The organism is Rhodanobacter umsongensis, from assembly GCF_042654965.1.
In the GTDB taxonomy this organism is placed as follows: domain Bacteria; phylum Pseudomonadota; class Gammaproteobacteria; order Xanthomonadales; family Rhodanobacteraceae; genus Rhodanobacter; species Rhodanobacter umsongensis.
Map to the genome: position 1 here is coordinate 38,783 of NZ_JBHSMK010000002.1, position 13,212 is coordinate 51,994.

12 protein-coding genes are annotated in these 13,212 nt (G+C 67.6%); 8 read left to right on the forward strand and 4 right to left on the reverse strand.

Features of this window, described 5'->3' with window-relative positions; genetic code table 11:
• Window positions 1-95 precede the first annotated feature (95 nt).
• The 3 genes from ACFPME_RS00200 (at window position 96) to ACFPME_RS00210 (ending at window position 4,937) form a co-directional block, all read left to right on the forward strand.
• On the forward strand, window positions 96-1,541 hold the full coding sequence (locus ACFPME_RS00200; protein ID WP_377300827.1) for a sugar porter family MFS transporter: 1,446 nt from the start codon (window positions 96-98) through the stop codon (window positions 1,539-1,541).
• Window positions 1,542-1,745: 204 nt separating this feature from the next.
• Entirely contained in the window at window positions 1,746-3,188 is a 1,443-nt protein-coding gene (locus ACFPME_RS00205; RefSeq protein ID WP_377300829.1) for an APC family permease, read from the forward strand.
• A 279-nt stretch (window positions 3,189-3,467) separates the two neighbouring features.
• Entirely contained in the window at window positions 3,468-4,937 is a 1,470-nt protein-coding gene (locus ACFPME_RS00210) for an acetyl-CoA hydrolase/transferase family protein (protein ID WP_377302790.1), read from the forward strand.
• Window positions 4,938-5,043: 106 nt separating this feature from the next.
• Here the strand turns inward: ACFPME_RS00210 and ACFPME_RS00215 are convergent, their stop codons facing one another.
• On the reverse strand, window positions 5,044-6,558 hold the full coding sequence (locus ACFPME_RS00215; RefSeq protein ID WP_377300831.1) for a sensor histidine kinase: 1,515 nt from the start codon (window positions 6,556-6,558) through the stop codon (window positions 5,044-5,046).
• A gap of 266 nt (window positions 6,559-6,824) precedes the next feature.
• On the opposite strand from ACFPME_RS00215, the gene ACFPME_RS00220 reads away from it, so the two are divergent.
• Both ACFPME_RS00220 and ACFPME_RS00225 read left to right on the forward strand, forming a co-directional pair.
• Window positions 6,825-7,136, forward strand: a complete 312-nt coding sequence (locus ACFPME_RS00220; protein WP_377300833.1) for a hypothetical protein — start codon at window positions 6,825-6,827, stop codon at window positions 7,134-7,136.
• A 50-nt stretch (window positions 7,137-7,186) separates the two neighbouring features.
• Entirely contained in the window at window positions 7,187-7,801 is a 615-nt protein-coding gene (locus ACFPME_RS00225) for a phosphatase PAP2 family protein (RefSeq protein ID WP_377300835.1), read from the forward strand.
• Window positions 7,802-7,990: 189 nt separating this feature from the next.
• Here the strand turns inward: ACFPME_RS00225 and ACFPME_RS00230 are convergent, their stop codons facing one another.
• Window positions 7,991-8,434, reverse strand: a complete 444-nt coding sequence (locus ACFPME_RS00230) for an Hsp20/alpha crystallin family protein (protein WP_377300838.1) — start codon at window positions 8,432-8,434, stop codon at window positions 7,991-7,993.
• A 495-nt stretch (window positions 8,435-8,929) separates the two neighbouring features.
• Between ACFPME_RS00230 and ACFPME_RS00235 the strand changes: the two genes are divergently transcribed.
• Genes ACFPME_RS00235 through ACFPME_RS00245 form a run of 3 tightly spaced genes read left to right on the forward strand, consistent with a single transcriptional unit; the run spans window position 8,930 to window position 11,855 of the window.
• Window positions 8,930-9,907, forward strand: coding sequence for an efflux RND transporter periplasmic adaptor subunit (locus tag ACFPME_RS00235; RefSeq protein WP_377300840.1), 978 nt, complete (start codon window positions 8,930-8,932; stop codon window positions 9,905-9,907).
• Entirely contained in the window at window positions 9,904-11,151 is a 1,248-nt protein-coding gene (locus ACFPME_RS00240) for an ABC transporter permease (RefSeq protein WP_377300842.1), read from the forward strand. The genes ACFPME_RS00235 and ACFPME_RS00240 overlap by 4 nt, the downstream gene beginning before the upstream one ends.
• On the forward strand, window positions 11,151-11,855 hold the full coding sequence (locus ACFPME_RS00245) for an ABC transporter ATP-binding protein (RefSeq protein WP_377300844.1): 705 nt from the start codon (window positions 11,151-11,153) through the stop codon (window positions 11,853-11,855). The genes ACFPME_RS00240 and ACFPME_RS00245 overlap by 1 nt, the downstream gene beginning before the upstream one ends.
• 259 nt (window positions 11,856-12,114) lie before the next feature.
• On the opposite strand, the gene ACFPME_RS00250 is transcribed toward ACFPME_RS00245, so the two are convergent.
• Window positions 12,115-12,798, reverse strand: coding sequence for a phosphoribosyltransferase (locus ACFPME_RS00250; RefSeq protein WP_377300846.1), 684 nt, complete (start codon window positions 12,796-12,798; stop codon window positions 12,115-12,117).
• A 60-nt stretch (window positions 12,799-12,858) separates the two neighbouring features.
• On the reverse strand, window positions 12,859-13,065 hold the full coding sequence (locus ACFPME_RS00255; protein ID WP_377300848.1) for a dodecin family protein: 207 nt from the start codon (window positions 13,063-13,065) through the stop codon (window positions 12,859-12,861).
• Window positions 13,066-13,212 lie beyond the last annotated feature (147 nt).

Below are 13,212 nucleotides of genomic sequence, written 5' to 3' on the forward strand. Positions count from 1 at the left end.
GCGATGCCGTCCAACCAGGCATCGCCCGCGAACGGGACCCTGCACGACCATCTGTATCCACACCGCTGACCGCATTCCGAATCCGGGGAGAGTTCATGAACGCCATTGCAGCAAGCGCCATCGTGCGACCGAAGACCACCGCCATTTTCACCTGCGCGCTGGCCGCGCTGGCCGGGCTGATGTTCGGCCTGGACATCGGGGTGATCTCCGGGGCCACCCAGTTCATCCAGAAAGAGTTCCAGATCTCCGACCACATGATCGAGTGGATCGTCAGTTCGATGATGCTGGGCGCGGCGATCGGCGCGCTCGGTGCGGGCTGGATGTCGGCGGCGCTGGGGCGCAAGCGTTCGCTGATCCTGGCCGGCGTGCTGTTCGTCATCGGCTCGCTGCTCAGCGGTGGAGCATGGTCGCCGCAGACGCTGATCGCGGCGCGGGTGATCCTGGGCCTGGCGATCGGCGTGGCCACCTTCACCGCGCCGCTGTACCTGGCCGAGGTGGCGCCGGAGAACACCCGCGGCGCGATGATCTCGCTGTACCAGTTGATGATCACCATCGGCATCCTGGTGGCCTTCCTGTCCAATACCGCGTTCAGCTACAGCGGCAACTGGCGCTGGATGCTGGGGATCATCGCGATCCCCGGCGTGCTGTTCCTGCTCGGCCTGTTCCTGCTGCCGGACAGCCCGCGCTGGCTGATGATGCGCGGGCGCAAGCAGGAGGCCACCGCGGTGCTGCAGAAGCTGCGCGGCGATGCCGACCATGTCGCCCGCGAAGTGGCCGACATCGAGGAGCAGTTGAAGACACCGCAGCGCGGCTGGCACCTGTTCCTGCAGAACCCGAACTTCCGCCGCTCGGTGGGGCTGGGCGTGCTGTTGCAGTTGATGCAGCAGTTCACCGGCATGAACGTGGTGATGTACTACGCGCCGCGCATTTTCCAGGACATGGGCTACGCCACCACGGCGCAGATGTGGTTTACCGCGGTGGTGGGGCTGACCAATGTGCTGGCGACCTTCATCGCGATCGGGCTGGTCGACCGGCTTGGGCGCAAGCCGATCCTGTATGCGGGCTTCAGCGTGATGGCGATCGGGCTGGGCCTGGTCGGCGCGATGATGCACCTGGGCATCGCCACGCACGCCGAGCAACTCTTCACGGTGGCGATGCTGCTGCTGTTCATCGTGGGCTTCGCGATGTCGGCCGGTCCGCTGATCTGGACGCTGTGCTCGGAAGTGCAGCCGCTGAAGGGCCGCGACTTCGGCATCGGCTGCTCCACCGTCACCAACTGGGTGGCCAACATGATCGTGGGCGCGACCTTCCTGACCCTGCTCAACAGCGTGGGCAACGCGGCCACGTTCTGGCTTTACGCAGCACTCAACGGGGTGTTCCTGCTGATCACTTTCTGGCTGATCCCGGAGACGAAGAACGTCACGCTGGAGCAGATCGAACGCAACCTCATGGCGGGCAAGCCGTTGCGCGAGATCGGCCATGAAGCCTCGGCTGCGGCACACGGTTTCAGCAGGCCGGCAACGGAAGACACCGCCGCCTGATTCCGGCGACTGTGCTGCGATGGTTTGGATGTACGACAGGCGATGCATCCTGCCGCCATCGTGGCATCGAGCTCGGGCGTATTCAGGGACGGTCTGAGTAGCTCGTCCGTCCAGCGAAATCTGGGACGACGGGCAAAGAACTTCCTTGGCACCTTTCAAACACCGCGCCTTGTCGTTGCAATGTTCACCTGGGGAAAGCACACGATGGCCACAGCGCCGGCAGAGAAAAATGAACCGAGCCTGCGTCGCGTGCTCGGCACCAGGGATCTGGTGCTGTTCAACATCGCGGCGATCGTGGCGTTGCGCTGGCTGTCGATGGCGGCCCAGGTCGGGCCGTCTAGCCTGCTGCTGTGGCTGCTGGGCCTCGTGGGTTTCTTCATTCCCCTGGCGCTGGCGGTGCTCGAGCTGAGTTCGCGCGTGCCCGGAGAGGGCGGCCTGTACCTGTGGTCGAAGACGGCGTTCGGCGATATGCACGGCTTCATCGCCGGCTGGACGTACTGGGTCTCCAACCTGGTCTATTTCCCGTTCGCGCTGCTGTTCAGCGCCGGCATCTTCCTGCACGTCGGCGGCGACCGCTGGCTGGCGCATGCCGGCGACAGCAGCTACCACCTCGCCTACTGCCTGACGGTGCTGTGGGCCGCGACCGGGCTCGGCATCCTCGGCCTCGAACGCGCCAAGTGGCTGCAGAACATCGGCGGCATCGCGACCTGGTCGGCGGCGGCACTCATCCTCGCCGCCGGCGCGCTGGCCGCTTACCGCTTCGGTCCGGCCACGACGATCACCACGGCGAACGTGTCGCCGGACTTCGGCAAGCTCGCGACCTTTTCCACCTTCGCGACGATGGCCCTCGCCTTCCAGGGCCTCGAACTCGGGCTGATACTCGGCGGGGAAATCAAGGATCCGCGCCGGCAGATTCCGCGCGCCACGCTGATTTCCTGCGTGGTCATCGCAGCCATCTATATTGCCGGCACGGCATCCCTGCTGATCGCGCTGCCTGCCTCGACGATCGACATCATTGCCGGGATTCCCCAGGCGCTGGCGGCGATCGGCGAACGGATCGGCCTGCCGATGTTCGGACCGCTGACCGCGGCGCTCGTCACGGTCGGCACGATCGGCTCCATCTCCGCCTGGATCACGGGCACGGCGCGGCTGCCCTTCGTCGTGGGCGTCGATCGCTACCTGCCCGCCGCCCTGGGCCGCCTGCACCCCAGGCACGGCACGCCCCATGTGGCCCTGCTCACCCAGGGCATCCTGACCTCGCTGGTGCTCGCCGCGGCGTTGTCCGGCTCCAGCATCCACGAGGCGTACATCATCCTGGTCGACATGACCGCCATCATGTCGCTGCTGCCGCTGCTCTACATCCTGCTGGCCTTCCCGCTGCTGCGCCGCCGCGCCGCCGGCCGCAACGACGGCGTCAACCTGTCGCCCGGCGGCACCCTCGGCTGCTGGCTGGCCGGGCTGACCGGTTTCGCAGTCACCTTGCTGGCGATCGTCACCTCGATGATCCCACCCGCCAACAGCAGCAACCCCGGCCTGTTCCTGCTCAAGGTGGTGGGTGGCTCGGTGCTGCTGATCGGCATCGGGCTGATGTTCTACCGGCATGGCCAGCGGAGGGCCGACACACTGCCGGCGGGAGCTTCGCGCTGACGACCCGGGTGCCGCGCGGCGGCCCTGCAGCCACACGTCGAGCGCGTCGAGGCGCCGCCTGCCGGGCTGCGGACGGTGGGTGCAAAGCCAGCCGGAAGACCCGGTCGCGAAGGTGCCAACGTCGGACCACGCTCGGCCTCGACAACGCCTTCCACCGCATCCGGATTCGACCTTTGAGGAAATGGCAAGTACCGTTCCATGGCATGCAGAAGCGCCGCAACGGTGGAGGAAGTCCCAGTGGACGAGCGGATCAAGTGCACGCGGCTGCGGGGCAAGGTGATGGGGGCGGCCGACGCCGCGGCTTTCATCGCCCCGGGTAGCACGGTCGGCATGAGTGGCTTCACCGGTTCGGGTTATCCCAAGGCGGTGCCGATGGCGCTCGCCGCGCGCATCGAGGCCGAGCACGCCGCAGGGCGCCCATTCCAGGTCCGTGTGTGGACCGGCGCCTCGACCGGCCCGGAACTCGACGGCGCGCTGGCACGCGCCCATGGCATCGAGTTCCGCCTGCCCTACAACTCCGATCCGCTGGTGCGCGAGCAGATCAACACGGGGCAGATGGAGTATTTCGACCTGCACCTGAGCCAGGTCGCGCCGATGGCCGCGCAAGGCTTCCTGGGGCCGCTGGACACGGCGGTGATCGAGGTCAGCGCCATCGCATCGGACGGCTCGCTGGTGCCCTCCTCCTCGGTCGGCAACAACAAGACCTGGATCGATCAGGCGCGCCAGGTGATCGTCGAGGTCAACCGCTGGCAAAGCGCGGCGCTGGAGGGCATGCATGACATCTACTACGGCACCGCGCTGCCCCCGCACCGGGTGCCCATTCCCATCCTCAAGCCGGGCGACCGCGTCGGCGAGCCGCGTTTCCGCTGCGATCCGGACAAGGTCGTCGCGGTGGTGGAGACCGAATCGCCAGACCGCAACCTGCCGTTCCGCGCACCCGATGCGGCGGCGCGCGCCATCGCCGGCCACCTGCTGGAGTTCCTGTGTCACGAGGTGAAGATGGGGCGCCTGCCGGCCTCGCTGCTGCCGATCCAGTCCGGTGTCGGCAACATCCCCAACGCGGTGCTCGGCAGCTTGCTCGACGGGCCGTTCGAACGGATGACCGCCTACACCGAAGTGATCCAGGACGGCATGCTGGACCTGCTCATCGCCGGACGCCTGCAGGTCGCCTCGGCGACCGGTTTCTCGCTCAGCCCGGGGGCCGCGCACCGGTTCAACGCCGAAGCGGCGCAGTTCAGGGATCGGGTGATCCTGCGCCCCCAGGAAATCAGCAACCATCCGGAGGTGATTCGCCGGCTCGGCTGCCTGGCGATGAACGGCATGATCGAGGCGGACATCTATGGCTGCGTCAATTCCACCCACGTCATGGGCTCGCGCATCCAGAACGGCATCGGCGGCTCCGGCGACTTCGCGCGCAATGCCTACATCTCGATCTTCATGACGCCCTCCACTGCCAAGGACGGGCACATTTCCACCCTTGTCCCGCAGGCCAGTCATGTCGACCACATCCCGCAGGACGTGCAGGTGCTGGTGACCGAGCAGGGGCTGGCCGACCTGCGCGGCCTGTCGCCCAAGCAGCGCGCACGCCTGATCATCGCGCGCTGCGTGCATCCGGATTACCGTCCCGCTCTGTCCGACTACTTCGAGCGCGCCTGCGCACACGCTTACGGCCAGCAATCGCCCTCGCTGCTGACCGAGGCGCTGTCCTGGCACCAGCGGTTCATCGAGACCGGGTCCATGCGCTCCTAGCCGACCCTGCCGGCCACCTGGCTGGCCGAGGGTTGAGGAAGTGGACATCGCGAGGTTTCGTTCCGGTATCTCCGCGTCGGCCGGGGCGGCGATGGGTTGCCGCCCCTCAAGCTTCCGGGGCCGGCATGCTGAGCTCTTGCTGGACCGGTCGCGTCAACTCGATGCGCGGCAACTCGAACTTCATGCACACCCGCTGGCCTTGGGCGCTCTCGGCCCAGATGGTGCCGCCATGGGCCTCGATGATGGCCCGCGCGATCGACAGGCCGAGTCCGACACCCCGGCGGTCGCGCCCGGCCTGCCAGAAGGGCCGGAACATCTCGCGCATCTGATCCTTGGAGAGCGCCAGGCCGCTGTTCGAGATATGGAAGGTGACGGCGCCGTGGCTTACGGCGCCGACAGTCACCTGGCCACCCGGCTCGGTATGCTTGAGGGCATTGTCGAGCAGATTGTTCCAGACCCGCTGCAGGCGCTTCCGATCGGCCATCACCGCAGGCAAGCCGGGGTTCACCTGGCCCACCAGATGAATGCCGCGTGCCTCGAACAAATCGGTGTGCTGCTCCACGGCGTCGTGGATCACCTGCCCGGGGTTCGTCTTCTGCAGGTCTAGCATGGAAGCATCGGCAAGCGTGCCGGCACTGATCGCCAGGAGGTCGTCGACCAGGCCCGCCAGTTCGCGCACGCGCTTCTGCATGCTGCCGGCCAGCGCTGCGATCTCGGCAGGGTTAGCGGAGTCGCTGGCCATGTGTTCCATCGAACTGGCCAGGAGCATCAGGCCGGCGAGCGGATTGCGCAGGTCATGGGCGACAAATGCCAGCAGTTCTTCCCGGTCCCGCACCGCGGCGCGCAGCTGCTGCTGCGTGCGGTACAGCGAGGAAACGTCCTGGTTGACGGCAACGGCACCGATGGGCTGCACCTGATGCAGGTGCAGCGACGCTGCCGAGTTGAAGATCGTGCGCGTGGACCCGTTGAAACCGCGGATATCCAGCAGCTCCTCGCGGATGGCCTCGCCACGGCGCAAGGCCTGGCTCGAAGCCCACCCCCCGGGCATGACCCGTTCACCCGTGGCCACGTCCCAGGTCTGGAAGTTGCCGATATCCGGAAGCGGGCTGTAGTCGTCCAGTCCCCATAAACGTCGGGCCGCCGGATTCGCCTCGGCGATCCGCCCGTTCTCGTCGAAACGGAAAACGCCCACGGGCAGGAGGTCGAGCACCGTCTGCAACAGTTCTCCGCGCCTGTCGCTGAGCGAGCGGATGGCGAGCAGATCGGTGACATCCTCATTGATGGCAACCGCACCGCTGATCCGGCCCCGGCCGTCGGACAACGGCGCCGCCGTGTTGACGATGGTCCGTTCACTGCCATCGAGGCAGCGAATGCGCATCAGCCGCTCGGAGGTCTTTCCATGACGGAGCGCCTGCTGAAGGCCCCAGTCCCCCGATGTGAGCTCCTCGCCGGAATCCACGCTCCAGGCCCGGAACGAGGCCATGTCCTGCAGGTTCTCGTGCGCCTCCGCGCGCCAGATGCGGCGCGCGGCGCGGTTCATGCGCACGAACCGTCCCTTGTTGTTGGCGACCCACACGCCCACCGGCATGAGATCGATGAGTCCCTGCAGCAGCCGTTCCACAAATGGAATCTCCTTACGGTGCAAACCTCAGCCTCACTCATGCCTGGGGAACAGGCGGGCAAGGAAACGTCTACTTCGTGTTGACGATGAGTCGACGAGCCGCCGGCTGGGCCCGTCGTCTCTTGCACCCCGGCCAGCCCACCACGGCTGCGCGCAGCTGGTCGCAGTCGGAAATCCGACCATGAAGGCCGTATGCGCAAGCTGGCGATACGCATGCCGTCGCACGGCAGCATGGATACCAGCGGGGTGAGAGGGCGTGCACGGCGGTGGGCGATCGCATCGGCGCCGTCGCGGGCGATCTCCCCAGCGTTGGCCGACGAGATGCCCACGTCGACCGCATGCAGCGCCGGCGTGGCGTTGGCTGGGGGTTTCATGCGGCCACCATGCAGGACGGTGCGGCGAGGCCTTTGACCGAGGTCAAGTCACCGGCCTCGCCGGAGCGCATCATCCTGATCCGAGGCGCCTCCCTCGTGGCCGGTCCGCTGGCAGCCGGGAGCGTCACGGCCACCTGCGCAGCCAACGTCATGGCGGTCGGTTGCCTGATGACTTTGGCCGCCAGTCGAAAGAAAAGCGACTGAGCGCCTTTCCAGGCTGGCCATAAACCTTGCTCGAACGCCGGAGGCATGCCATGCGCTTATTCCTGTTCTTGCTGCTCGTGCTGGTACCCGTGGAGGCCGCCTGCGCCGGTGGCGGTCCGCTGGGTATCGATCACCGTCTCCACTACGACAACAGCGGCATCTGGAAGCGAAGCGACCAGAAGGTGCTGCTGTACGGGAGCATCGTCACCGTCGGCGTCGGGGCACTTGCCTTCGGGGACCACGACGAGCTCGGCGACACTTTCTGGCGCTCGGTCGATGCCATGGTGGTTACCGGCGTGAGCACGCAGGCGCTCAAGTACGCTTTCGGCCGCGAACGCCCGTCGCAGACGAGCGATCCCAACCGGTTCTTCAAGCATGGGCAAAGCTTCCCCAGCGGGGAAGTCGCAGCGCTGTCCGCGGCGGTGACTCCCTTCATCCTGACTTACGGCGACGATCATCCGGCCGTCTATGCCCTGGCCCTGCTGCCCGCCTACGACGCGGTCGCCCGCATGAAAGTCCATGCCCACTGGCAGAGCGACGTGCTGGTTGGGGCGGCGGTCGGCGCCGGTATCGGAGTCTGGGCGTCGCACCGCGATTCGCCACTGATCGTCGGCTGGCTGCCGGGAGGCTTCAGCGTGGGATACGTGCATCATTTCAAGCCTTAGCGGCCACCAGGTAGCGGGATCCCCGACTCCGTTCTGCCGGTGTGGCCCGGGCGCGGCCCGAGGATCGTCGACTTTGCCCTGCTGCGCCGGGCGGATCGCCCCGGCAGATCCGGGTCGACCGCCCGACACGCAGGAAACGACCACCGCGAAAGGCGTGGATAAGAGGGCCCATGCGGCAACGACGCGCGGTCAGCTGACCTTGATGTGCCGCTGATGGCCATCCGCCTTCTTCGGCAGGTGCAGGGTCAGCACGCCGTTTTCATAGCGGGCTTCGGCCTTGGCTTCGTCCACGTCGCTGGACAGGCTGAACGAGCGGAACGCCTGCCCGTAGCAGCGCTCGCTGACAACCGCGCGGTCGCCATTCTTTTTCTCCGACTCGCGCCGGCTCTCGGCGGTGATGGAGACCTGGTTGCCGGCGACGGCGATGTCGATGTCTTCCTTGCGCACGCCGGGCACATCCGCGCTGATGTCGTAGGCATCGTCGTTCTCGATGACATCGATGCGGATCTCCGGGGCGAGTTGGACGTCCTTGAACACGGGGCGCAGGCCAAAGCTGCGGAAGAAGTCGTCGAACTCGCTCACGTCGGCGCGGGCGAGCGACTTCAGGGGATTCCAGCGGGAAAGCGTGGTCATGGCGGGGACTCCGGTGCTGAGGTTGGGGGCGGCCTTCGGGCAGTCGCCCGACGGATCCGGCTTCGACGCTACGCCGCCCGCCGCCGTGGCGGCTTGATCGACATCAATCGGCGCGCACCTGTCCAGCCGATTCGCAGCGAGACACCTTCGGCGGAGCATTGCGCGCAACGTCGCAGGCGAAGTTCAGCGCCGCGACGGCGAATCCGTGCAGGTGCGCCGCCACGCTCCGCCTGATCGTCGGCTTCCCGCCGGCCAGGCAACCTTTCACGACGTACGGGCAAGGGGGAGCGGCAGCGGAATCTCGTTGACGTGCGTCAAAGGCCAGTTACCGACGGCTGCCTATGCTCGACGTGCCGGCATGGCCACGCCTGCGCCAACCGGAGCATGCCAATGCCAGCTGACACACCTTTCGAGAAACCGGTGGCTGCCACCGAGGCTGCACCCCGTCGGCCGCCGCGGCGCCAACACGCAGCCGCCTGGACGATCAGCCTCATCGTGCTCGTGGGATTGGGCGCCCTGGCGACATGGTGGACGCTGCCGCCACGCATGGCGGTCACGCATGCGCACCGCGGGGTGGCGATCGAGGCGGTGTACGCGACCGGCACGGTGGAGCCCACCATCATGCTGCCGATCGCCGCGCGCATCACCGCGCGGCTGATCGAACTGAATGTCGATGAAGGCGAGCGCGTGCGTGCCGGCCAGCAGCTGGCGCGGCTGGAGGACACCGACCTTGCCAGCAACCTGGCACAGCTGCGCTCGCAGGAGGCGTTCGCCCATGCCGAGTACATGCGCTACGCCGCCCTGCTCCCGCGTGGCGTGATTGCGCGCACGCAGTACGACAAGGTCCGCGCGGAGTGGCTCTCGGCACGCTCGGCGGCCAGCCGCGCCGCGGCCGAACTGCACTTTGCCCGGTTGCTGGCGCCGACCGACGGCAGCGTGATCCGCCGCGACGGCGAGATCGGCCAGCTGATGACGCCCGGCCAGGTGGTGTTCTGGCTCGCCGTCGCCTCGCCGCCGCGGATTACCGCCGACGTCGACGAGGAAGACATCGCGCGGGTGGCGGTTGGGCAGCCCGTGCTGATCCGCGCGGACGCCTTCCCGGGGCAGGTGTTCCAGGGCCGCGTGCGCAGCATCACGCCCAAGGGCGACCCCACCGCGCGCAGCTATCGCGTGCGCATCGCGATAGAAGGAACCACGCCGTTGCACGTTGGCATGACGGCTGAAGTGAACATCATCGTGCGCCGGCACGATGACGCGTTGCTGTTGCCGGAGACCGCCCTGGACGGTGATCGGGTGTGGCTGGTGCGGGCCGGCCGCCTGCAGTCGCGGCGTGTCTCCGCCGGCATCCGCGGCGAGCGCCAAGTGGAGATTGCTGCGGGTCTGTCGCCCGACGACGTGGTCGTGGCCGCTCCGACCGGCGCGATGCGCGAGGGCGGCAAGGTGCGCGTGGCATCGGGCGGATCGCAGCAATGATCCGCCTGCTCATCGCCATCGCCGCGCGGCACCTGCTGGCACGCAGGCGCCAGAGCATCGTCTCCCTGCTCGGCGTGGTGCTGGGCGTGTCGTTCTTCCTGTCGATCTCGGCCATGATGCGCGGCTCGGAACTGGACATCATCCGCCGCCTGGTCGACAACGCGCCGCACATCACCATCGAGGACCAGTACCGCAACCCGAGCCGGCAGCCGGTGGTGGAACGCTTTCCCGGCGCCGCGGTGCAACTTCACCATCCGGTGCCGCAGACCGAGATGCGTGGCATCCGCGGCTATCCGCAGATCCTGGACTTTCTCAGGCGCACGCCGGGCCTGCAGGCCTCGGCGGTGCTGACCGAGCAGGCCCTGGTCACCTTCGCCGGCAAGGATCGCGCAGTCTCGCTCAATGGCATCGTCGCCAATGAGTACACGCGCGTATCGACCCTCCAGCGCTACATGGTGCGCGGTTCGCTCGACGATCTGGCGGTCAATCCGAACGGCATCGTGGTCGGCGACGAGCTGGCGCGACTGATGAGTTTTTCGCTGGGCAACAACCTGCGCGTGGCCAGTACCACCGGGCAGGTGCGCACGTTCAAGATCGTCGGCCTGTTCCACACCGGGCGTTCGGATGTCGACGCGCGCCAGGCGTTCGTCGCCCTCAAGCGCGTGCAATCGCTGCTGGAACGGCCAAACCGGATCAACACCATCGTGATCAAGCTGGCCGACCCGAACGCGGCCCGCACCGAAGCGTCGCGCATCGAGCAGCGGGTCGGCTACAAGACGGTCTCCTGGCAAGAGCGCTCGGAGGACTTGATGAGTGCGCTGGCGATCCGCAGCGTGATCATGTTCGCGGTGGTCGGCGCGGTGCTGGTGGTGGCGGCGTTCGGCATCTACAACGTGATCTCCACGGTGGTGCTGGAGAAGCAGCGCGACATTGCGATCCTGCGCGCGATGGGTTTCCGGGCCCGCGACATCGAGCGCATGTTTCTCGCGCAGGGCGTGTTGATTGGGGCGGTCGGCAATGTCTTTGGCATCGGCCTGGGCTGCGCGTTCATGGCCGGGCTGGCGCGCGTGCACTTCCGCATTCCCGGCAGCACCGACCCCAACTACCTGGCGATCGACTGGAGCCCGATGCAGTTCCTGCTGGCCGGCGGCGTGGCGATGCTGGCAGCGATGACCGCCGCCTTCCTGCCGGCGCGCCGCGCGGCCAAGGTCGAGCCGGTGGACGTGCTGCGCGGTGGCACCTGATGGCTGACGCGATCCGCCTCGACCACGTGACGCGCCGGCTGGAGGCGGAAGTGCCGGTCACCCTGGTCAGCGACGTCAGCCTGCGTATCGACCGCGGCGAATGCGTGGCTGTCACCGGACCCTCCGGCTCGGGCAAGTCCTCGCTGCTCTACCTGATGGGATTGCTGGACCTGCCCAGCGAAGGCCGGGTCTGGCTCGGCGGCGAGGACACCGCAGGCTACGGCGAAGCGGAGCGTTCGCAGGCGCGGCTGTGCAAGATCGGCTTCGTGTTCCAGTCGCATTTCCTGCTGCCGGAGTTCAGCGCCGGCGAGAACGTGATGCTGCCGATGCGCCGCCTCGGTGCCTACGATGATGCCGTCATCCGCGAGCGGGCGCAGGCGCTGCTCGCCGGCCTGGACCTCGGCGCGCAGTTCGACAAGTGGCCGCGCCAGCTTTCAGGCGGCCAGAGCCAGCGCGTGGCGATCGCCCGCGCGCTGGCCAACGATCCCATGCTGGTGCTGGCCGATGAGCCGACCGGCAACCTCGACAGCGTGGCCAGCCGCAATGTGCAGCGCACGATCCTCTCGCTGGCGCACACGCAGGGACGTGCGGTGGCCGTGGTGACGCACGATACGGACTTTGCGGCCCAGGCAGACCGGCGCATCCGCGTGGTCGACGGCCATATCGAGAGCCAGGAAGACCCGGGTCCTCGCCGCCTGGCATGACCAGCGCCGGCGCGGTCGCGCGCGCTCCGCGGCGGCCGCCAAGGCAGTGCGCGTGTCCGCGTCGGCGCCGGACAAACCCGCCGGCAGGCAAGCCGGCAGCCGGTCGCGGCGGAGACGGGCTACCACCGGGGCCAGTCCGATCGGCCGGGGTCGCGATATCGAAACGGCCGCCGCTGCCACGATCCGACGGCGCCAGGCCCTGCGCATCGGAACAGTGCCGCCAGTTCGCCAGGCAGGCGCACATCCGGCCATGCAGGCCCTACGGATTCACAGGTGATTTGACGGCAACGGTCGGCGCAGACAGCAGCTCCAGAACCTCCCGGTCGTCGACGGGCCCGAAGTCCTGATAGAACGCTCTGATTGCCCGGAAATGCGCCGGGGCATGCAGGCATGTCACTTCGTCGGCGAGGCCGGCCAAGTCGTCGAGGCTTCCGGGCGCAGCCACCGGCACCGCAGCGACCAGTCTGGCCGGATGCTGCTGGCGTACAGCTTCCAGGGCTGCCCGCATGGTCGCTCCGGTTGCCAGGCCATCGTCCACCACGATCATCAGGCGGCCGTGGGCATCCACCGTCTGCCGACCCGGGGTGCAGGCGGCGCGGCGCTTGCGGATGACGGCCAGTTGCCGGGCTGCTTCGGCCCGGATATGCCGGTTTTCCGCGTCCAGAACGCCCGCCAGGGCGTTCAATTGCACCCGCCCCTGTTCGTCGATGGCGCCAATCGCCACCTCGCTGTTGATCGGCGAGCAAAGCTTGCGCACCAGCACCACGTCCAGCTCGCCGTCCAGCGCGTTGGCGACGATCCGGCCGATCGGCAGGCCCCCGCGCGGGATGGCAAGAACCAGCGGCTGCAGCCCGCGGTAGTGGCCCAGCACCTTGGCCAGCTGGCGCGCGGCGTCCGCGCGATCGACAAAGCAGGCGTCCCGGTTTGACGACGACGCATTCATGGCAAGACTCCTGGTGCGGCGCGCACGCCGCTATCAGGCGGGTTCCGCAACGACCGATGCTCAGTCGAGGATGAAGCTCACCCGCAGGCACACCCGCCACGCAATGATCCTTCCGTCCGGGTCGGTGACCACCTTGGTCTCGCTGATCCACGCCCCCTTGATGCCGTCCAGCGTCTTGGCGGCCCGCTCGATGCCCTGCTGTACGGCGTCCTCCACGCTGTCGGGCGATTCGGAAATGATTTCGATGACCTTGGCGACGCGATTCATGGCGGGTTCCTCCGGTGATGGCCTGGTCGAGCTGACCCGGTCCCATCGGCCCAGCCCGGGCTTCACCCTAGACGCCCTGCCGGCGGTGGGTTTGATCCGGATCAACTACGCTGCAACCCGACTGTGCGGGCATGGTCGAGGTTGACC